At 63.4% G+C, this 22200-nt stretch carries 9 protein-coding genes; 7 read left to right on the forward strand and 2 right to left on the reverse strand.

Features of this window, described 5'->3' with window-relative positions:
- The first annotated feature begins 1 nt into the window (after position 1).
- From bcsZ to ACLEJW_RS11730, 6 genes are read left to right on the forward strand one after another with little or no spacing between them, the layout of a single operon-like run.
- Positions 2 to 1207 (forward strand): cellulose synthase complex periplasmic endoglucanase BcsZ, encoded by a 1206-nt coding sequence (gene bcsZ, locus ACLEJW_RS11705; protein ID WP_440777580.1) that lies wholly within the window; start codon positions 2 to 4, stop codon positions 1205 to 1207.
- Entirely contained in the window at positions 1183 to 5172 is a 3990-nt protein-coding gene (locus ACLEJW_RS11710; protein WP_440777569.1) for a cellulose synthase subunit BcsC-related outer membrane protein, read from the forward strand. The genes bcsZ and ACLEJW_RS11710 overlap by 25 nt, the downstream gene beginning before the upstream one ends.
- Positions 5173 to 5190: 18 nt before the next feature.
- On the forward strand, positions 5191 to 5847 hold the full coding sequence (locus tag ACLEJW_RS11715) for an SGNH/GDSL hydrolase family protein (RefSeq protein WP_145190907.1): 657 nt from the start codon (positions 5191 to 5193) through the stop codon (positions 5845 to 5847).
- On the forward strand, positions 5847 to 6506 hold the full coding sequence (locus ACLEJW_RS11720) for an alginate O-acetyltransferase AlgF (protein ID WP_440777570.1): 660 nt from the start codon (positions 5847 to 5849) through the stop codon (positions 6504 to 6506). Before ACLEJW_RS11715 ends, ACLEJW_RS11720 begins: the two co-directional genes overlap by 1 nt.
- Before the next feature lie 18 nt (positions 6507 to 6524).
- The gene (locus tag ACLEJW_RS11725) at positions 6525 to 7940 is read left to right on the forward strand and encodes an MBOAT family O-acyltransferase (protein ID WP_440777571.1); all 1416 of its coding nucleotides are present in this window, start codon (positions 6525 to 6527) and stop codon (positions 7938 to 7940) included.
- Positions 7940 to 9085, forward strand: a complete 1146-nt coding sequence (locus ACLEJW_RS11730; RefSeq protein ID WP_440777572.1) for an alginate O-acetyltransferase AlgX-related protein — start codon at positions 7940 to 7942, stop codon at positions 9083 to 9085. The genes ACLEJW_RS11725 and ACLEJW_RS11730 overlap by 1 nt, the downstream gene beginning before the upstream one ends.
- 6 nt (positions 9086 to 9091) lie before the next feature.
- On the opposite strand, the gene ACLEJW_RS11735 is transcribed toward ACLEJW_RS11730, so the two are convergent.
- Positions 9092 to 10468 (reverse strand): HlyD family type I secretion periplasmic adaptor subunit, encoded by a 1377-nt coding sequence (locus tag ACLEJW_RS11735; RefSeq protein ID WP_440777573.1) that lies wholly within the window; start codon positions 10466 to 10468, stop codon positions 9092 to 9094.
- Positions 10458 to 12614 (reverse strand): type I secretion system permease/ATPase, encoded by a 2157-nt coding sequence (locus ACLEJW_RS11740; RefSeq protein ID WP_440777574.1) that lies wholly within the window; start codon positions 12612 to 12614, stop codon positions 10458 to 10460. The genes ACLEJW_RS11735 and ACLEJW_RS11740 overlap by 11 nt, the downstream gene beginning before the upstream one ends.
- 495 nt (positions 12615 to 13109) lie before the next feature.
- On the opposite strand from ACLEJW_RS11740, the gene ACLEJW_RS11745 reads away from it, so the two are divergent.
- The coding region (locus ACLEJW_RS11745; RefSeq protein ID WP_440777575.1) for a retention module-containing protein at positions 13110 to 22200 on the forward strand (9091 nt) is incomplete at its 3' end.

Raw genomic sequence — 22200 nt, forward strand, 5'->3', positions numbered from 1 at the left:
CATCCCGTCGATCGGCGCGCGCGCGCGCCGGCTTGCCAGCGCCCTGACCTGCCTGCTCCTGCCTGGCCTGGCGGCAGCACAGGATCAGCACTGCACGGCCGACACCTGGCCGTTGTGGCAGACCTTCCGCACGCACTTCGTGCAGCCTGATGGCCGTGTGCTGGACGCCAGCACCCCGCAGCAACACAGCTCGTCCGAGGGGCAGTCATACGCCATGTTCTTTGCCCTGGTCGGCAACGACCGGGCAAGCTTCGACAAGCTCTGGCGCTGGGCCCGCGACAACCTGGCGGGGGGTGATATCGCTGCCAACCTGCCAGGCTGGTGGTGGGGCCTGGACGACAAGGGCACCTGGCGCCTGCTCGATCGCAACTCGGCCTCCGATGCCGACCTGTGGTTTGCCTACGCGCTATTCGAAGCTGCACGCCTGTGGCAGGACCCGCACTACGCTGCCGATGCACGCGCGTTGCTGGCCAACGTGGCCAAGCGTGAGGTCGCCGAGCTGCCGGGCCTGGGCACGATGCTGTTGCCTGGCTTCGACAGCTTCGCCAAGCCCGATCATTACTGGCAACTGAACCCCAGCTACCTGCCGATCCCCGTGCTGCGCAGGTTGCAACAGCTCGATCCGCAGGGGCCATGGCAGGCCATTGCGCGCAATACCGGCAGCTTGATCAAGGCCAGCAACGCCAACGGTTTCGTGGCCGACTGGGTCGGTTACCGCGGCACCAGCCCGAACAGCGGCATGTTCGTCATCGATCAGGGCAAGGGCGAGATCGGCAGCTACGATGCCATCCGCACCTACCTGTGGGCAGGCCTCACCCCGGCCACCGACCCACAGGCCAAGGCCCTGCTCGACAGCCTGCAGGGCATGAGCCGCGCAGTCGCCAGCCAAGGCACACCGCCGGAAAAAGTCGACATGCGCAGTGGCGCCTTGCACGGCACCGGGCCGTTCGGTTTTTCCGCTGCCCTGCTGCCGTATTTCAAGGCGCTGGAACAGCCCTATCTGCTCGACCAGCAGCAGGCGCGGGTCGAGCAGCTGATGGCCGCCAGCCTCACCGCCGAGGCGCTGAAGCAGCGCCAACCCCCGTATTACGATTTCGTGCTCAGCCTCTTCGCCCTTGGCCATCTCGACCGGCACTACCAGTTCCTCGCTGACGGCAAGCTGCAACCTTCCTGGGAGTCCACATGTCCGCCCGCCGCAACACGCTAGCCTTGGGGGTCCTGGTGGCCCTGATCCACACCACTGGCTACGCCGAACTCAGCCCCAACGGCAAGGTTCTGCTCGAGCAGGGCCAGTACTGGCAGGCGCGCAAGGACAAGGCGCGCGCGACCGAAGCCTGGCGCAAACTGCTGCTGATCGACCCGCAGCAGGCCGACGCGTTGTATGGCCTGGGTGTGCTGGAACTCGACGGCAAGCGCCCGCAGGGCGCACGGCGCTACCTCGAGCAGCTGCGCGCCGCCCATCCCGAGGCGCGTCAAACGCTGCTGCTGGAGCAGGAAATCGCCCTGCACGAGGCGGGGAACGAGGAGCAGTTGGACGAGGCCCGGCAGCTGGCCATCTCGGGCGAACTGGACCAGGCCGTGGCGGCCTATCGCAAGCTCTTCGCAGGCCATACGCCGCAGGGCGAGCTGGGCCTGGAGTTCTATAGCTACCTGGGCTACACCGCCAGCGGTTGGCAGGAGGCGCGTCAGGGGCTCGAGCGTTTGGCAGCGCTGTCGCCGGACGACATGAAGATCAAGCTCAACCTGGCCAAGCTGCTGCTGCGCAACGAAACCACCCGAATCGAAGGCATCCGCCGCCTGGCGTCCTACGCGGGCGATCCGGTGATCGGCGGCGAGTCGATCGAGGCCTGGCGTCAGGGCCTGACCTGGCTGGGCGCGCCACGGGCAAGCGAGATGGCACTGTTCGAAGCGTACCTGAAGGCCTACCCGGACGATCAGGAGATCCGCCAGCAACTGAGCGCCGGCGCCCGTGCCGCGCAGCCTGCCGGTAACGCGCAGAACGCTCACCTGGCACGCGCTTTCAAGGCCCTGGACGCCAACGAGCTGGTCAATGCCGAGCAGGCGTTCCAGGCGCGCCTGCGTGAGCAAGCGCAGGATGCCGACGCCCTCGGCGGGCTGGGCGTGGTGCGGCAACGCCAAGGCCGCCTGGCCGACGCCGACGCCCTGTTCAAGCAGGCCCTCAGCCGTGGCAGCAACAGCCGCTGGCAAAGCGCGCTGCAAAGCAACCGCTACTGGGTACTGCTGGAACAGGCGCGCCAGGCCAGCGACAACGGCGACCCCCAGTCCGCCCGCGAGCAGCTGCAACGGGCGATCGCCCTGAACCCGCGGGAGATCCAAGGCCACATCAGCCTGGGCGACCTGCACGCCAGCCAAGGCCAGCTCGAGGCGGCGCAGGCCTCCTACCGCCAGGCATTGAAGCTCGACGCCAGCAACCCCAACGCATTGCGCGGTCTGGCCACGGTCCTGGCGCAAAGTGGTGAACTGGCACAGAGTCAACGTCTGCTGGATGGTTTGAGTGATGCCCAGCGTCAGCGCCTGGGCGACCTGCGCAGCCTGAAAGCGGCCATTGCCATGGGCAAGGCCAAGGACGCCGAACGCAACGGCGACCTTGCCGGCGCTCGCAAAGCGCTGCAAGAGGCAGTGCTCAACGATCCAGCGAATGTCTGGGCACGGTACGACCTGGCGCAGTTGCAGGTCAAAGCCGGCGACCCGCAGCAGGCCAGGCAGGAAATCGACACGCTGCTGCGCAACAACCCCGGCCAGGCCGAAGCACAGTACGCCGGCGCATTGTTCGCCAGCCGGCTGGGCGAATGGTCGACCGCCCAGGCCCGCATGCAGCAGATTCCTGCGGCGCAGCGCAGCCGTGCCATGCAGGCGCTGGCGGAGGAAATCGACCTGCAAACGCTGGTGCAACAAGCCCAGTCCTTGGCCGGCCAAGGCCAGCGCCAGCAAGCCACGCGCCTGCTCCAGCGCGCCGAATCAACCGCCGCTGACAACCCCACGGCGCTGTCGGCGTTGGCCTCGGCCTACATCGATATCGGCCAGACCGAACGAGCGCTGACGTTGCTGCGCAGCGCCATTGCCAAGAGCCCGGCGCCGACGCCAGGCTTGCGCATGGCGTATGCCGGCGCCTTGCTTGAAGCCGGCAAGGATCAAGAGGTCAGCACCTTGCTGCGAGAATTGCGCGGTGAGCCCCTCCAGGGCACCGAGCAGCGCCAGTATGACGACGTGCTGTTCCAGTACACCGTGCGGCAAGCCGACCTGCTGCGCGAGAAAGGCGACCTGGTAGCGGCTTACGACACCCTTGCGCCTGCCCTGGCTCAGCGCCCGGACGATGCCCAGGCGGTGTCGTCGCTGGCGCGCATGTACCTGGACAACCGCAACCCACAGAAAGCTGTCGAGCTGTTCACGCCGCTGTTGCGCCAGCAACCGGCCAACGCCGACGTGCAGATGGGCGCTGCCCAGGCCTTGCTGGCCAACGGCGAGGCCGACAAAGCCGAGCAGGCGGTTAGCAAGGCGCTGCAACTGGCGCCGCAAAACCCACAGATCCTGACCAGCGCCGCCGGCTACTACCGGGGCCGTGGCAAGCTGGCCAAAGCCGAACAGCTGTACGCCCAGGCCTTGGCCCTGCAGGCTCCGCCAGAGAAGGCGCTGCTCAACCCCTTCGGCCAGGCGGTCGCGGCCAACCCCTTCGTCGGCCAGCCCGGCCAGCGTCAGCGCTCACGCCTGAACGACGCCGCCTTCAGCGAGATCCCCGAGCCCGCGGCCGCCCAGGCGAAGACGCGCCAGCAAGCGGCCTTCGATGCGCCGGAGCTGGTCGCCAGCCGCAGTGTCGAAGCCTCGTCGCGCGGGCACGCGACGGCCTGGGAGTCGCCGGACCCGCGCCCAGCGCCCGAAGCCGAGGCCGATCCGCGCACCGCCATCGAGCAGCAACTGGCCCAGGTCCGCGAGAGCCGCAGTCCGCAGGTCAAGCAAGGGGTCACGTTCCGTGGCAACGACAGCGAAGCGGGGATGGGCAAGATCACCGACGTTGAGGCGCCGCTGGAAATCAGCATGCCGTGGCACGATGACCGTGTCGCGCTGCGCATCACCCCGGTTTCGCTCAATGCTGGCGGGGTCGGCAGCGACCTGTCCGCTGGCTCGCGCTTCGGTGGCATGAACCCCGCCCAGGCAGATGCCCTGCTGGCCCTGCCTACTGTCGAGCAGCGTGGAGCTGCCGCCTATGCGTTCTTCGCTGACAGCACGGGCTCGCAAAAAGACCAGGGCGTCGGTGTGGCAGTGGCCTACGAGCGACCGTCGCTGGGCCTGAAGACCGACATCGGCACCAGCCCCATGGGCTTTCGCTACAGCACCGTGGTCGGTGGCATCAGCCTGGACCGGCCATTTGCCGAAGGCAGCGACTGGCGCTACAACATCAATCTCTCGCGCCGCTCAGTCACCGACAGCGTCGCTTCCTGGGCCGGCGTTCGCGATGCCCGCAGCGGCCTGCAATGGGGTGGCGTGACCGCCACTGGCGGGCGCCTGCAGGTGGGCTATGACGACCAATCGTTCGGCAGCTACGCCTACGGCGCCTGGCACAGCCTGGACGGCCACCACGTCGAGTCCAACACCCGGGCGGAACTGGGCAGCGGCATCTACTGGTACCTGGTCAACGACCTCGATGAGCGCATGACCGTGGGCCTGGCGGCGTCCGGCACCCGCTACGACAAGAACCAAAGCTTCTTCAGCTACGGCCATGGCGGCTACTTCAGCCCGCAGAACTTCTTCTCGCTCGGCGTGCCGGTGAGCTGGGCCAAGCGCGGGCCGCGCTGGAGTTATCAGGTCCAGGGCGCCGTCGGCCTGCAGCACATCGAGCAGGACGGCGCACCTTACTTGCGCGATGCCGCCCTGCAAGGCGCGCTGGAACAGGTCGCCCGCGACTACGCCGCCAATGGGCGGTCGCTGAGTACCCAATACAGCTCGCAGAACAAATCCGGCGTGGGCTACTCGCTCAACGCCAGCGGTGAATACCGCCTCGGCGATGGCTTCTTCTTCGGCGCCAGCCTGGGTGTGGATAACGCCCGCGATTACCAGCAATGGAGTGGCGGCCTGTACCTGCGTTACCTGTTCGACGATGCCGGTGGCGCGATGGCGTTGCCTGTCAGCCCGTACCGTTCCCCTTATTCGAATTAAGCCCCAGGAGTTTCTTTCATGGCATCTTCACTTCTCGCAGGCCTGACCATTCTGATGATCGGCGACAGTCACCTGGCCACGCCGGATTACCTGATCAAGAGCCTGCACGACAACTTCGAGCAACAAGGCGCCCAGGTGCACTCGCTGGGAATCTGCGGGGCCAATGCCGGCGACTGGCTCAAGGTCACCCCTGGCACCTGTGGCGGCGCCGAGCGCCGCGGCACCGACAAAGCGCTGGTGTTGGGCAGCAAGGCCGCGACCCAGCCGGTCGCCGAACTGATCAAGGCCGACAAAGCCGACCTGGTGGTAGTGGTGATGGGCGATACCATGGCCAGCTACACCAAGCCGGCATTCCCCAAGGCCTGGCTGTGGCAGCAAACCAAGGATTTCACCAGCGCGATCAAGAGCACCGGCGCCAAGTGCGTGTGGGTCGGTCCCAACTGGGGCAGTGAAGGCGGCAAGTACGGCAAGACCTATGCCCGCGTGAAACTGACGTCGGACTTCCTGGCCGCCAACGTCGCCCCTTGTGATTACGTCGACTCGCTGACCTTCTCCAAGCAGGGCCAATGGGCCACTGTCGATGGCCAACACCTCACCGCCCCTGGCTACCAGGCCTGGAGCAAGGCGATCGCTGAGGCGGTGCTGCAAACGCCAGCCGTCAAAGGGGGCAAGTGATGGGTCGCGCCCTGCTGCTGTCGATTGCTTGCGCAGTATGCGCAGGCACAGCCCACGCTGACATCGCCCTGTACCCCACAGGGCCGAGCGAAGACTCGGCGTTCCTGCGCTTCGTCAATGCCACGCCCGCTGCGCTGCAACTGGTAGCCGCCGGCTCCAGTGCCAGCCTTGAGCTCAAGGCCGCCAATAGCGTGTCGGCCTACCTGCCGGTGCCGGCGGGCAAGGCCATCAAGGGGACCTTGAAACAGGCCGGCGCCAGCGCCGAAGTGGCGCTGAGCATCGCGCCTGGCGAGTTCGCCAGCGTGGTGGCCCTGCCTGAGGGCAAGGGCTTGCGCCAGGTCGTGCTGCGTGAGCAACCTGACGACTTCAATGGCCTCAAGGCTTCGCTGGCCTTCGCCAGTATCGATCCGCGCTGCGCCAATGCCAGCCTGCGCCCCGCCGGGCGTACAGCCGACCTGTTCAAGGAGGCTGGGACCACGGTGCAGCGCCGTTCGATCAACCCGGTGAAGCTGTCGGTGCAACTGGTCTGTGCCAATGCCAATGTCGGCACGCCGGTGGGCCTGGGCGAGTTGCAGGCGGGCGAGCGCTACAGCGTGCTGGTGGTACCTGGTGCCAATGGTCCGCAGCTGTTGACGACCACCGACACGCTGGCTCACTGACAGGACGCCTGGCCGATCATGGTTTTCGCTTCGCTCGAGTTCCTCACGCTGTTCCTGCCGCTGTTCATGCTGGTGTATGCGCTGAGCCGACCCGCCTGGCGCAATGGCGTGCTGCTGATCGGCAGCTGGCTGTTCTACGGCTGGTTGAGCCCGCTGTTTCTGTTGCTGCACATGCTGCTGACAGCGATCGCCTGGGCCGGTGGGCTGGCCGTGGACCACAGCCGCGAGGATGGTCGCGGCCGGGTGCGGCTGCTGATCGCGTTGATCGTGTTCAACACCTTGGTACTGTGCTGGTACAAGTACGCCAATATCCTGGCCGCCACGGTAAACGCACTGATCACCCACTACGGTGCGCTGCCGATGGAGTGGCAACGGGTCGCGCTGCCGGCAGGCTTGTCGTTCATCGTGTTGCAGGCGATTTCCTACCTGGTGGACGTGCACCGCCATACGGTGCCGGTGGAGCGCAGCTTCCTCAACTTCGCCACCTACCTGTCGATGTTCGGGCACTCCATCGCCGGCCCGATCATCCGCTATGACTGGGTACGCCTGGAACTTCAGCAGCGCCAGTTCGACTGGAGCCTGTTCTGCCTGGGTGCGCGACGCTTCATGATCGGCATGAGCATGAAAGTACTGATCGCCGATACCCTGTCGCCGCTGGTAGACGTGGCGTTTCATGTGCCCGAGCCATCGTTCATGGATGCCTGGGTCGGTTGCCTCGCCTACTCGCTGCAGCTGTTCTTCGACTTTGCCGGCTACAGCGCCATGGCCATCGGTTTGGGGCTGATGCTGGGCTTTCACTTTCCGGAGAACTTCAACCGGCCTTACCTCGCCAGCAGCATCCAGGACTTCTGGCGGCGCTGGCACCTGTCGTTGTCCAGCTGGCTGCGCGACTACCTGTACATCGGCTTGGGCGGTAACCGTTTCGGCACCTGGAACACCTACCGCAACCTGTTCCTGACCATGGCTATCGCCGGCCTCTGGCACGGTGGCGACAGCTGGAACTACCTGCTCTGGGGCGCAGCCCATGGCGTGGCGCTGTGTGTCGACCGGGCCTGGAGCCGCTCCAGCCTGCCAGCGGTACCGAAGGTGCTGTCCCACAGCCTGACGTTATTGTTCGTGTGCCTGGCGTGGACGCTGTTCCGTGCCCCGGACTTCGCCACTGCGTTGGACCTGTACGCCGGCCAGTTCGGCCTGCATGCCTTCGCCCTGGGCGAGGCCCTGGCGGCAACCCTGCGCCCGGTGCACGGCCTGGCGGCAGCGCTCGGTGTGTTCTGCGTGATCGCGCCGCTGTGGCAGGCGCGCATCGAGCAACGTTTCAGTCACAGCGCGCTGTATGCCGCTGGGGCTGCCCTGTGGCCCGTGGCCGGGTTCCTGTTGGCATTCAGCTTGATTGCCAGCCGTGATGCCGTGCCCTTTCTGTACTTCCAGTTCTGATGACCACCACGACCCCAACTCCGAGCACCGGGCCAACGCCCCCAAGCGCCACCGCCCTGCGCAGCAGCACGCTGGCTGGCGCCGTATTGGCAGCCTTGCTCGGCGCAGGGCTGCTGTCGTGCGGCTGGCTGATGGCCCAAGGGTCTTTCCAGTGGCTGCCCGGCAAGCTTGCGTCGAACGAGGACATTTTGCACGGTGAGCTCACCCACCGCGTGGCCAAGGAGCTGGCCAAGGCGCCGCTGCCTGAACACGCCGCGCAGCTTGAGCGTGGCGGCAGCTGGCTGCTGCTCGGTGACACCGGTCCACGGGTACGCCAAGGCTGCGACGGCTGGCTGTTTCTCAGTGACGAACTGACGATCAACCGCAACGCTGCCGAAAACGCTGCGGCCAAGGCCGGTCAGGTGATTGCCCTGCGTGACGCCTTGCAGGCACGCGGGATCGCCCTGCTGGTGAGCGTGGTCCCCGACAAGAGCCGCATCGCGGCCAGCGCGCTGTGCGGCCTGCCGCGCCCGGCGAGCCTCGCGCAGCGCGCCCAGCACTGGGCTGACAGCCTGACCATGGCCGGGGTGCAGGTACTGAACCTGACAGAAGCCCTGCAGCCTCTGGGCGCGCCTGCCTACTTGCGGCTTGACACGCACTGGAGCGAAGTGGGCACTCAGGCAGCCGCGCAGGCGATTGCGGCACGCGTCAAAGCCATGGGTATCGAACCTGCGCCGAACCGTGGGTTCGACGTGAGCAAGCAGGCACTGGCACCGCGAGCAGGGGACTTGGTCCGCCTGGCCGGCCTGGACTGGCTGGAGGCAAGGCTCCAGCCGGCAGCCGAGCGGGTGCAAGCTTCGGTCATCAAGGAACAGGCGCAAGCGGTGGATAGCCTCGACGACCTGTTCGGCGACGATAACCTGCCCAACGTGGCACTCATCGGCACCTCGTTCTCGCGCAACTCCAACTTCGTCGGTTTTCTGCAACAGGCCTTGGCTGCGCCTGTGGGCAACTTCGCCAAGGACGGCGGCGAGTTCTACGGCGCTGCGCGGGCCTATTTCAGCAGCGCCGCCTTTACCCAGACGCCACCGAAGCTGGTGATCTGGGAAATCCCCGAGCGCGATCTGCAGACTTCGCCCGGCCCGGCCATCATCGTCAAGCCGTGAGCGTTCTCAGCGCTCGCGCAGTGCCTCGTCCTGGGCCTTGATGATCGGCTTGAGCAGGTAGCTCATGATGGTCTTCTTGCCGGTCTTGATATCCACCGTAGCGACCATCCCGGGAATGATCAGCAGCGGCTTGTCGTCGCTGCCCAGGTGGCTCTTGTCGGTGCGCAGGCGGATCGGATAGTACGTGGTCTTCTTGTCTTCGTCGGTGATGGTATCGGCACCGATCTGCTCGAGCTTGGCTTCCAGGCCACCGTAAATGGTGTAGTCGTAGGCGGTGAACTTGACCATGGCCTCCTGGCCAGGGTGCAGGAAGGCGATGTCCTTGGGCAGGATCTTGGCCTCGATCACCAGGCTGTCGTCCAGCGGGACGATTTCAATGATGTCGCTGCCAGGCTGGATCACCCCACCAATGGTGTTGACCAGCAACTGCTTGACGATACCGCGCACCGGCGAGGTGACCAGGGTACGGTTGACCCGATCGTCCAGGGCCTTGCTGGTGGCGGTGGCCTTGCTCAGCTCGGTACGCGCCTCGTTGAGTTGGGTCAGCGCATCGCTGCGGAACTTGCCGCGGGTCTCCTCGATCTTGCTTTCGACCTCCTTGATGGCAGCCTCGGCGCGGGGAATGGCCAAGGAGGTCGCATCCAGCTCGCCGCGCAGCTCGACCTCCGATCGGCGCAACCGCAGGATCTCGACCTGGGACACGGCACCCCTGGCCACCAGCGGCTCGGACATGCCGATCTCCTGGCGCAACAGCTGCAAGCTGTTGGCGTACTGGGCGCGCTTGGAGGTGAACTCACGCAGCTCCTGCTGCTTTTGCACCAGCTGCTGCTGCAAGCCACCGAGCTCGTCTTGCAGCTGCTGGCGGCGGCTCTGGTACAGCGACTCTTCATTGGCAGCTTGGTTGGGCGCGGCCTGGCGCAGGTTGTCTTCGATCTGCAGTGGCGTGCCCTCGACCTCAGCGCTCAAACGTTCGACGCGCAAAGCCATGGCCACGCGGTCGGCCTCGGTTTCACCCTTGTTGGAGGCGAAACGGGTTTCGTCCAGGCGCAGCAGCGGTTCGCCGACTTCCACCACCTCGCCCTCCTTGGCGAATATCTCGGCGACGATGCCACCTTCGAGGTTCTGCACCTTCTGCACCTTGGACGACGGGATGGCCTTGCCTTCGCCGCGCGTCACTTCATCGATGGGCGCAAAGCTGGCCCAGACGATCAGGAACACGAAGAACGCGATGACGCCCCAGATGGTCAAGCGCACGACCCGTGGCGCGTCTTCGATCAGCGCCTTGTTGACCTCGGGCAGCGGCTGGCCATGCAGGGATTCCGAACCCTTGAAATAGCGGCGCAGCTGATCCTTGAAATGACCGATATCGAGCTTATGCAACACTGATCTGCCCCTTCTTCAGCGCATCCATGACAGAGGCTTTCGGCCCATCGGCCACCACTTGGCCGCGGTCGATGACGATCAAGCGGTCCACCAGCGACAGCAACGAGGCACGGTGGGTAACCAGCAACACGGTCTTGCTCTCGATCACCGCCTGCAGGCGCTGCTTGAGGCGCTCCTCGCCGGTGTTGTCCATCGCTGCCGTGGGTTCGTCGAGCAGCAGGATCTGCGGGTTGAGCAACAACGCCCGACCCAGGGCGACGTTCTGGCGCTGACCGCCCGACAGGTTCTGCCCACGCTCGCCGACCTGCAGTTCGTAACCGTCCGGGTGCAAGCGGGCGAATTCGTGCACACCGGAGAGCTCGGCAGCTTGCAGGATCATTTCATCCTCGATGTAGCGGGCGCCGCTGACCAGGTTGTCGCGCAAGGTGCCGGCCAGCAACTGGATGTCCTGTGGCACGTAGCCGATGTTGTGGCGCAGTTCGCTGACGTCGATCTGCCGAATGTCCACGCCGTCGACCAGCAGCGAGCCGTTGTCCGCCTCGTACAGGCCCACCAACAGCTTGGCCAGGGAGCTCTTGCCCGAGCCGCTGCGGCCGATGATGCCGACCTTTTCACCCGGGCGGATGCTCAGGCTGATGTTCTTCAGGGCCTGGTTCTGCTGGTTGGGATAGGTGAAATCGACCCCGCGAAATTCGATCGCGCCTTGCAGCACCTGGCGGCTCAGCGGGCGCTCCTCGAAGTTGCGCTCCTGCGGCAGCTCCATCATCTGGTCAGTGGCTGTCATGGTTACCTTGGCCTGCTGGTAACGCGCGAGCAGGCCGTTGAGCTGGCCAAGCGGGCCGAGCGCGCGGCCGCTGAGCATGTAGCAGGCGACCAGGCCCCCCATGCTCAAACTGCCATCGATGATCAGGTAGACACCTACGCAGATCATCGCCACGCCCGCGAGCTGCTGGATCAGCAAGGTGATGTTCATGGCCAGACCCGACAGCACTTTGACCCGCAGCTCAAGGCGGCTGAGGGTGCCGAGGGTTTGTTCCCAGCGGTACTGGCGCTCGCTCTCGGCATTGTTGACCTTGACTGCATCCAGACCGGCAAGGGTCTCAATCAGGCTGGACTGGCGTTCGGTGGCCAGCGCCATGGTTCTTTCCATGGTCGACATCAAGGGCTTCTGCAAGGCATAGCCGATGCCCAGCGCCAAGGGGAAGGCCAGGATGGGAATCCATACCAGGTGCCCGCCAATGATGGCGATGACCATGAGGATGATCAGCGTAAAAGGCAAGTCGATCAGGCTGGTGAGCGTCAGCGAGGCGAGAAAATCGCGCAGCCCCTGGAATTCATGGATGTTCTGCGCGTAACTGCCTACCCGCGCCGGGCGGTACTTCATGGCCATGCCGACGATGCGCTCGAACAAAGTGGCCGAGATGATAAGGTCGGCCTTCTTCCCGGCCAGGTCCAGGCACAGGCTGCGCAGGCCTTTGAGAATCAGGTCGAAGAGGTAGGCACCGGTAATGCCCACTGCCAGCACCCAGAGGGTCGAGGTCGCCTGGTTGGGGACCACGCGGTCGTAGACGTTCATGACGAACAACGGCGCGGCCAGGGCTATCAGGTTGATGACCAGGCTGGCTGCAATGGCATCGATGTACAGCCATTTGCTGCGCAGCAGGGTGTCGCGGAACCAGGAGCGCGAGCGTGGGATGAGGTTACCGTGGTTGACGTCGTACTTGTGCTGGGGCTGTGCGAAGAAGACGCGGCCGCTGTAGTCGCTGATGAGCGCCTCGCGGGTCACCAGTACTTCGCCGCCGTCGCTTTCGCTCAGCAGCAGGCGCGCCGTTTCGGGATTCTCCCAGCCCAACAGCACTGCCGCGCGACCTTCTTTGAGCAGCAGGATGGCCGGCATGGCGATGGTCGGAATCTGCTCCAGCTTGCGTTGCAACAGACGCCCTTGCAGGCCGGCACGAGCGGCGGCACGGGGTAGCAATTCGGGGCTCAGGCGCTGCGCAGGCAAGGGCAATCCGGTGGTCAGCATGACTCGGCTGGCAGGCCGTTGATGCAGGACACAGAGGGTCAGCAGGCAATCCAGCAAGGGATCGTCGTGCTGGCTGCGCGGGTCATGACTGAGTTGAACTCGACGGACTTCGGATTCCACGTGGCACTCTCTTCCTTGCAGTAGTTGGGGCATAACCCCCATCAACATTGGCCCGGTGTTGTTTGCAGCAGACGGTGGCAGCGCGCAAAGGTTCGTGTGCATGTCGTGAATGGTGTAATGCAGCCAGAGCGCTATAACTAAAGACTAACCTCAGATACAGCGGGCGCAAGTGCAAAACTTCGCAAAAAAAACCCAAGCGGGGTGCGATTTACTGCTCAAGCCCAGGTATTCCGGGCCTCTGCGCCGTGACAGAACAAGCCTGCAACTCGCGTCACCATGCAACTAATACGAAAGTAAGTATTGGTTTTTTCCATTTAAACGGTATGACTTAGTTTGGCAGTCTTCTGCACCAGCTTACTGCGAGTCAATATAGCGGCGCTTTTAATGGTTCGCGATCTGGATCAACGTAAGTTTGACGCCTGCCGAGTGAACGCCCCTGAAATATTAGGCACGCGCACCCTCGACATGTACCGGTAGAGTTATCTGGAGAGCCCCATGAGCACGGTTGTTGCCATCGTCAAAAGCATTGTTGGCCAGGTTATCGCGGTATCCCCAGAAGGCATTCGCCGTGTACTCATCGAGGGTGATCGCCTGTATGCAGGCGAGCAGGTACTCACCGGCGTGGGCGGCGCCGTTACCTTGCAGTTGGCCGATGGCCGTTACCTGGACCTTGGCCGTGACAGCCAGTGGAGCGCAGCCCTGCCCGACCGTGGCACCGATATGGCCCTGGCCACGGCGCAAGCCGCACCGTCGGTCGAGCAGCTGCAGCAGGCGATCCAGGCGGGTGCCGACCCGACCACTGCGCTGGAGGCCACGGCCGCTGGCCCGACCAACGCCAACGGCGGCGGCGCGCTGGGCGGTGGGCATAGCTTCGTCATGCTCGAGGAAACGGCGGGCCGCGTCGACCCGACCGTCGGCTACCCAACCGGGCCGCTGAATTTCAGCGAAGGCCTGCGCCTGGAACAATTCGCCGGTCTTGCCCCCACTGCAACCGAGGCGGCGAGTACAGGCACGGCCGTGACGTTGAGCGCCACACCCTCGATCAGCGAAGGCGGCGGCCTCATCACCTATGTGGCCAGCGTCGGCCAGGCGCCGCTCAGCGCGTTGACCGTGACGTTGTCCAATGGCGCGGTAATCACCATCGCTCCAGGCCAGACCAGTGGTTCGGTGAAGGTTGCCGTGCCGGCAAACGACACGGTTTACATCGACGACCGTGTACTGTCGGTCACCATCACCGAAACACGCGGCGGCGGTATCGGCGTGAGCATCGACGCTACCCCGGCCACTACCCGCGTGGTCGATACGCTCGACACCACCACCGCCACGCTTAGCGCCAGCCCCGCCGTAGCCGAGGGCGGAGCCATCGTCTACACCGTAACCCTCAGCCATGCGGCACAGACAGCCGTGGTCGTCGGCCTGTCCAACGGGCAGGTCGTCACCATCGCTGCGGGTCAAAGCAGCGCCAGTGTGGCCTTGCAGGTGGCGAACGATGCGTACCAAAGCGCCACTACGGTCAGTGCCAGCATCACATCGGTAACCGGCGGCAACTTCGAGCTGCTGGTAGCCGACCCGGCGCCGGCCCTGACCGTGATCAACGACACGCTCGACAGCAGCACAGTGACCCTGACGGCGACACCGTCGGTGAGCGAAGGCGGCAGCATCGTCTATACCGCCAGCCTCTCGGCGCCCGCTACCGGCTCACCGGTGCTGATCACCCTCGCGAATGGACAGGTCATCACCGTGCCCGTGGGCCAGAGCGTTGGCACGGTCAGCGTGTCGGTGGCCAACGACGCCTATCAGGGGCCAGGGCAGATCAGCACCAGCATCAGCGCGGTCAGCGGGGGCAGCTTCGAGAACCTGACCGCCGACCCGACCCCGGTCAGCACCCAGATCAGCGAAGTCCTAGACACCACGATCGTCTCGCTGAGCGCCACCCCGCGCGTGGCCGAGGGCGGCCAGATTGTCTATACCGCGACGCTCAGCAACCCGGCGCAGACGGCTGTGAACGTGACCTTGAGCAATGGCCAGGTCATCACCATCGCAGCCAACCAGACCTCTGGCAGCGTCAGCGTGCCGGCTCCGGACAATGACCCCTACAGCGGCGAAGGGTTGGTCAGCGCGCGCATCACCACTGCCAGCGGAGGCAGCTTCGAGAACCTGGCGATCAGCAGCGCGCCTGCACTGACCACCATCACCGATACCCTCGACACCACCACGGTCACGCTCAGCGCCACGCCTGCAGTCGTCGAGGGCGGCAGCATCGTCTACACCGCCAGCGTCAATGCACCGGTGACGGGTAGCCCGGTCGTCGTGGCCCTGGCAAACGGCCAGCAGATCACGATTGCGGTTGGGCAAAGCTTCGCTACGGTGACCGACGCGGTCAGCGACGATGTCTATCAGGGCCATGCCCCTGTGACCAATAGCATCCTCGGCGTAAGCGGTGGCAACTTCGAAAGCCTGGTGGCCAGCACCGCACCGGTCAGCACTGTTGTCACCGATGTTCAGAGCGTCACCACGGTCAGCTTGACGGCCACGCCATCGGTAGCTGAAGGCGGCACGATCGTCTACACCGCCAGCGTCAATGCTCCCGTGACTGGCGCACCGGTCGTGGTGACCTTGGCTAATGGTCAGGTCATCACCATTGCCGTGGGGCAAAGCGCCGGCACCGCTACCGCAGCGGTCAGTAACGACGCTTACCAGGGACACGCTGCGGTCATCAACAGCATCAGTGCCGTCAGCGGCGGCAGTTACGAGAGCCTGGTCGCCGTGACCACGCCCGTGAGTACCACCGTTACTGATGTGCTCGATACCGCTACCATCAGCCTGAGCGCCACCCCTTCGGTGGCGGAAGGCGGCACCATCGTCTACACCGCCAGCGTCGATGCTCCCGTGACTGGGGTGCCGGTCGTGGTGACCTTGGCTAATGGTCAGACAATCACCATCCCTGTCGGGCAAAGCTCCGGCACGGCAACGGATGCCGTGAGCAACGATGCCTATCAAGGGCATAAGGCGGTCAGCAACAGCATTACCAGCGTATCGGGCGGCAACTACGAGAACCTAGTCGCCGACAAAGGCGTGGTAAGCACCGCAGTCACTGACGTGCAAGACACCACCACGGTTTCGCTGTCGGCTACGCAAACCGTCGCTGAGGGCGGGCAGATCGTCTACACCGCCACGCTGACCAGCGCCGCTCAGTCACCCGTTACCGTAACGCTGAGCAATGGCCAGAGCATCACCATCGGCGCGAACCAGACGACAGGCAGCATCACCGTCGCTGCGCCTGGCGATGATCCGTACATTGATGCCGGTCAGGTCAGCGCGCGTATCACCAACGCAACCGGCGGAAATTTCGAAAACCTGGCGATCAACAGCACCGCTGCGGTGACCAACGTCACCGATACCATCGACACTTCGACTGTGACATTGACCGCCACGCCATCCGTGGCTGAAGGCGGTACCATCGTTTACACCGCCAGCGTCGGCGCTCCGGTGACTGGCAGTCCAGTCGTCGTGAGCTTGGCCAATGGTCAAACCATCACCATTCCGGTCGGACAGAGCTCAGGCACTGCAACCGCTGCCGTCAGCAATGACGTCTATCAGGGCCATGATGCTGTCACTAACAGCATCACCAGCGTCAGTGGCGGTAACTTCGAGAACCTCGTCGCCAATTCCGATACCGTCAGCACTACCGTCACTGATGTTCAGGACACCACTACGGTAACCCTGAGCGCCACGCCGTCCGTGGCCGAGGGCGGCACCATCGTCTACACCGCCAGCATCGGAGCGCCGGTGACTGGCGCTCCGGTTGTAGTGACCTTGGCCGACGGCCAAACCATCACCATTCCGGTTGGCCAAAGCTCCGGCACGGCAACCGGCGCCGTCAGCAATGATGTCTATCAAGGCCATGAAGCGGTCACCAACAGCATCACCAGCGTCAGTGGCGGTAATTTCGAAAGCCTGGTCGCCGACACCAACATCGTCAGCACAGTTGTGACCGACGTAACGGACACCACCATCGTGACCCTGACCGCCACGCCATCCGTGGCTGAAGGCGGCACCATCGTCTACACCGCCAGCGTCGGCGCGCCGGTGACTGGGAGTCCGGTAGTGGTGAGCTTGGCTAATGGCCAAACCATAACAATTCCGGTTGGACAGAGTTCAGGTACGGCGACTGGAGCCGTTTCCAACGACGTGTACCAGGGACATGATGCCGTTACAAACAGCATCACTGCCGTCGGCGGCGGCAGCTTCGAGAGCCTCGTTGCCAATACGGATCCTGTCAGCACTGCTGTGAATGATGTGACTGACACGACCACTGTGACACTGACTGCTACGCCATCCGTAGCCGAGGGCGGCACCATCGTCTACACCGCCAGCATCGGAGCGCCGGTGACTGGCAGTCCGGTTCTGGTGACATTGGCCAATGGTCAATCAATCACCATCCCCGTCGGACAAAGCTCTGGCACCGCAACGGGTGCTGTCAGCAACGATGTCTACCAAGGCCACGATGCGGTCACCAACAGGATCACCAGCGTCAGTGGCGGTAACTTTGAGAATCTTGTCGCCAACACGGACCCCGTCGGCACTGCCGTTACCGATGTAACGGACACCACAACGATCACCCTGACCGCTACGCCGGCTGTTGCCGAGGGCGGTGCCATCACCTACACCGCCAGCGTCAGCGCTCCGGTCACTGGCAGTCCGGTCGTGGTGAGCTTGGCTAATGGCCAAACCATCACGATCCCGGTTGGCCAAAGTGCAGGCACCGCAACTGGCGCCGTGAGCAACGATGTCTATCAAGGACATGAAGCGGTCATCAACAGCATTACCAGTGTCAGCGGCGGTAACTTCGAGAATCTTGTCGCCAACACGGATCCCGTCAGCACCGCAGTCACTGACGTCCAAGACCCCACTACGGTTTCGCTATCGGCCACGCAAACGGTCGCAGAGGGAGGCCAGATCGTCTACACCGCCACCTTGACTAACGTCGCTCAGTCGCCGGTCATCGTAACCCTGAGCAATGGTCAGACCATCACCATCGGCGCCAATCAGACGACTGGCAGCATAAGCGTCGCTGCGCCTGGCGATGACCCGTATACAGACGCTAGTCAGATCAGCGCCCGTATTACCACTGCCACTGGCGGCAACTTTGAAACCCTGGAGATCAACGACACGCCAGCGGTAACGAGCGTCACTGACACCATCGACACTTCGACCGTGACGCTGACGGCCACGCCATCGGTCGCTGAAGGCGGCATCATTGTGTATACCGCCAGCGTCAGCGCTCCGGTCACTGGTGCCCCAGTTGTATTGACGTTGGTCAACGGACAGATCATCACGATCCCGGTTGGCCAAAGCTCCGGCACTGCAACCGGCGCCGTCAGCAACGATGTCTATCAGGGCCATGATGCTGTCACCAACAGCATCACCAGCGTCAGTGGCGGTAACTTTGAGCGTCTTGTCGCCAACACGGATCCCGTCAGCACTGCCGTTACCGATGTGGCGGACACCACGACAGTGACCTTGACCGCTACGCCGTCTGTGGCCGAGGGCGGCACTATCGTCTACACCGCCAGCATCGGAGCGCCGGTGACTGGCGCTCCGGTTGTAGTGACCTTGGCCAACGGCCAAACCATCACGATCCCGGTTGGTCAAAGCTCGGGTACCGCAACCAGCGCCGTGAGCAACGACGTCTACCAAGGGCATGATGCGATCACCAACAGCATCACCAGCGTCAGCGGCGGAAACTTTGAGAATCTTGTCGCCAACACGGATCCGGTCAGCACTGCGGTGACCGATGTGGCGGACACCACGACAGTGACCTTGACCGCTACGTCGTCTGTGGCCGAGGGCGGCACCATCGTCTATACCGCCAGCGTCGGGGCGCCGGTGACTGGAAGTCCGGTTGTAGTGACCTTGGCCAATGGTCAATCTATCACCATCCCCGTCGGACAAAGCTCTGGCACCGCAACCGGCGCCGTCAGCAACGATCTCTATCAGGGCCATGATGCTGTCACCAACAGCATCACAAGTGTCAGTGGCGGTAACTTCGAAAGCCTGGTCGCCAACACCGACATCGTCAGCACAGCCGTGACCGATGTAACGGACACAACAACGGTGACCCTCACTGCTACACCATCCGTGGCTGAAGGCGACACCATCGTCTACACCGCCAGCATCGGCGCGCCGGTGACAGGCGCCCCGGTTGTAGTGACGCTGGCCAATGGTCAAACCATCACCATTGCGGTTGGCCAGAGCTCCGGCACTGCAACGGCTGCTGTCAGCAACGATGTCTATCAGGGCCATGAGGCGGTCACCAACAGCATCACCAGCGTCAGTGGCGGTAGTTTTGAGAGCCTGGTCGCCAACACCGATACCGTCAGCACTGTCGTCACCGACGTGCAGGACACAACCACAGTCTCACTGTCGGCTACGCAAACGGTCGCTGAGGGTGGCCAGATCGTATATACCGCTACCCTGACCAACGTCGCTCAGTCGCCGGTCAGCGTAACCCTGAGCAATGGCCAGACCATTACCATCGGCGCGAACCAGACTACCGGCAGCGTCACCATAGCTGCGCCTGGGGATGATCCGTACATCGATGCCGGTCAGATCAGTGCGCGTATCACCAACGCCACTGGCGGCAACTTTGAAAACCTGTCGGTCAACGGCACAGCAGCGGTAACCAGCGTCACCGATACCGTCGACACCTCGACCGTGACGTTGACTGCTACGCCATCGGTTGCCGAAGGCGGCACCATCGTTTACACCGCCAGCGTCGGCGCGCCGGTGACTGGAAGCCCGGTTGTAGTGACCTTGGCCAATGGCCAAGTCATCACGATTCCGGTTGGCCAGAGCTCCGGCACGGTAACGGATGCTGTCAGCAACGACGTCTATCAAGGCCATGCGGCAGTTAGCAATAGCATCAACAACGTGTCTGGCGGCAACTACGAGAACCTGGTCGCCGATAAGGGCGTGGTGAGCACCACTGTCACTGACGTACAGGACACCACCACGGTTTCGCTGGCGGCTACGCAAAGCGTCGCAGAGGGCGGGCAGATCGTCTACACCGCCACCCTGTCCAACGCCGCTCAGTCGCCGGTCACCGTTACCCTGAGCAATGGCCAGATCATTACCATCGGCGCCAACCAGACTGCAGGCAGCATAAGCGTTGCAGCGCCTGGCGATGATCCGTACATCGACGCAGGCCAGGTCAGTGCCAGTATTACCAACGCTACTGGCGGCAACTTCGAACACCTGGCAATCGACAGCACGGCAGCGGTAACCAGCGTCACCGATACCATCGACACATCGACCGTAACGCTGACCGCTACACCCTCGGTCGCCGAGGGAGGCACCATCGTATACACCGCCAGCATTAGCGCGCCGGTGACCGGGAGTCCAGTACTCGTTGCCCTTGCTGGAGGCCAAATCATCACTATTGCTGTTGGTCAGAGTGCTGGCACAGCAACCGCCGCCGTCAGCAACGACGTCTATAAGGGCCATGATGCGCTCACCAACAGCATCACCAGTGTCAGTGGCGGTAACTTCGAAAGCCTGGTCGCCAACATCGACATCGTCAGCACAGCCGTGACCGATGTAACGGACACTACAACGGTCACGCTCACAGCTACGCCATCTGTGGCTGAAGGCGGCACCATCGTCTACACCGCTAGCGTCGGGGCGCCGGTGACAGGAAGTTCGGTGACTGTCACCTTGTCTGGCGGCCAAACCATCACGATTCCAGTTGGCCAAAGCTCCGGCACCGCAACAGGTGTCGTGAGCAACGATGTATATCAAGGTCATGAGGTTGTCACGAACAGCATCACCAACGTCAGCGGTGGAAACTACGAAAACCTTGTGGCCAATACCGATCCGGTCAGTACTGCTGTAACCGATGTAACTGACACGACCACGGTGACCCTTACTGCTGCGCCAGCCGTGGCTGAGGGTGGCATCATCGTTTACACCGCCAGCGTCAGCGCTCCGGTGACTGGTAGTCCGGTTCTGGTGACCTTGGCCAATGGTCAATCAATCACCATCCCGGTCGGACAGAGCTCGGGCACCGCTACCGGCGCGGTCAGCAACGATGTCTATCAAGGCCACTCGGCAGTTACCAACAGCATCACTAATGTGTCAGGCGGCAACTACGAGAACCTGGTCGCCGATAAGGGCGTGGTGAGCACCGCAGTCACTGACGTGCAGGACACCACCACGGTTTCGCTCGCGGCTACGCAAAGCGTCGCTGAGGGTGGGCAGATCGTCTATACCGCCACCCTGAGCAACGTCGCTCAATCTCCCGTCACTGTGACGCTGAGTAATGGCCAGACGATTACCATCGGTGCGAACCAGACCACAGGCAGCGTTACTGTCGTCGCGCCTGGCGATGATCCGTACATCGACGCCGGTCAGGTCAGTGCCAGTATTACCAACGCTACTGGCGGCAACTTCGAAAACCTGGCGATCAACGGAACAGCAGCGGTAACCAGCGTCACCGATACCATCGACACCTCGACCGTGACGTTGACCGCTACGCCATCGGTTGCCGAGGGCGGCACCATCATTTACACCGCCAGCGTCGGCGCAGCGGTGACGGGTAGTCCGGTCGTGGTGACCTTGGCCAATGGCCAAATCATCACCATCCCGGTTGGTCAAAGCTCCGGCACGGCAACGGGTGCCGTCAGCAACGATGTCTATCAAGGCCACGCGGCAGTTACCAACAGCATCACTAGCGTCAGCGGCGGCAATTACGAGAATCTTGTTGCCGACACGGATCCCGTCAGCACTGCCGTTACAGACGTAACGGATACCACGACAGTAACCCTCACCGCCACGCCGTCTGTGTTGGAAGGCGGCACCATCGTCTACACCGCCAGCGTCGGCGCTCCAGTGACTGGCGCTCCGGTTGTAGTGGCCTTGGCTAACGGGCAAATCATCACGATTCCGGTTGGCCAAAGCTCTGGCACCGCAACAGGTGCCGTCAGCAACGATGTCTACCAAGGACATGAATCGGTCACCAACAGCATCACCAGCGTCAGCGGCGGTGACTACGAAAATCTCGTCGCTAACACCGACACTGTCAGTACTGTCGTAACCGATGTTCAGGACACCACGACGGTGATACTGACCGCCACACCAACCGTGGCTGAAGGCGGCACCATCGGATATACCGCCAGCGTCGGGTCGCCAGTGACTGGAAGTCCAGTTGTAGTGACCTTGGCCAATGGCCAAACCATCACCATCCCGGTTGGCCAGAGCTCCGGGACTGCAATCAGTGCCGTCGGCAACGATGTGTATCAGGGTCATGATGCGGTCACAAATAGCATCACTGCTATCAGCGGCGGTAACTTCGAGAACCTCGTTGCCAACACGGACCCGGTCAGCACCTCGGTCACTGACGTAACTGACACCACTACTGTAACGCTAACCGCCACGCCATCGGTGGCTGAGGGCGGGACCATCGTCTATACAGCCAGCGTCGGCGCAGCGGTGACTGGCGCTCCGGTTGTAGTGGCCTTGGCTAATGGGCAAATCATCACCATTCCGGTTGGCCAGAGCTCCGGCACTGCAACCGGCGCCGTGAGCA

Source organism: Pseudomonas sp. SMSB3 (genome assembly GCF_052041965.1).
Lineage (GTDB): Bacteria > Pseudomonadota > Gammaproteobacteria > Pseudomonadales > Pseudomonadaceae > Aquipseudomonas.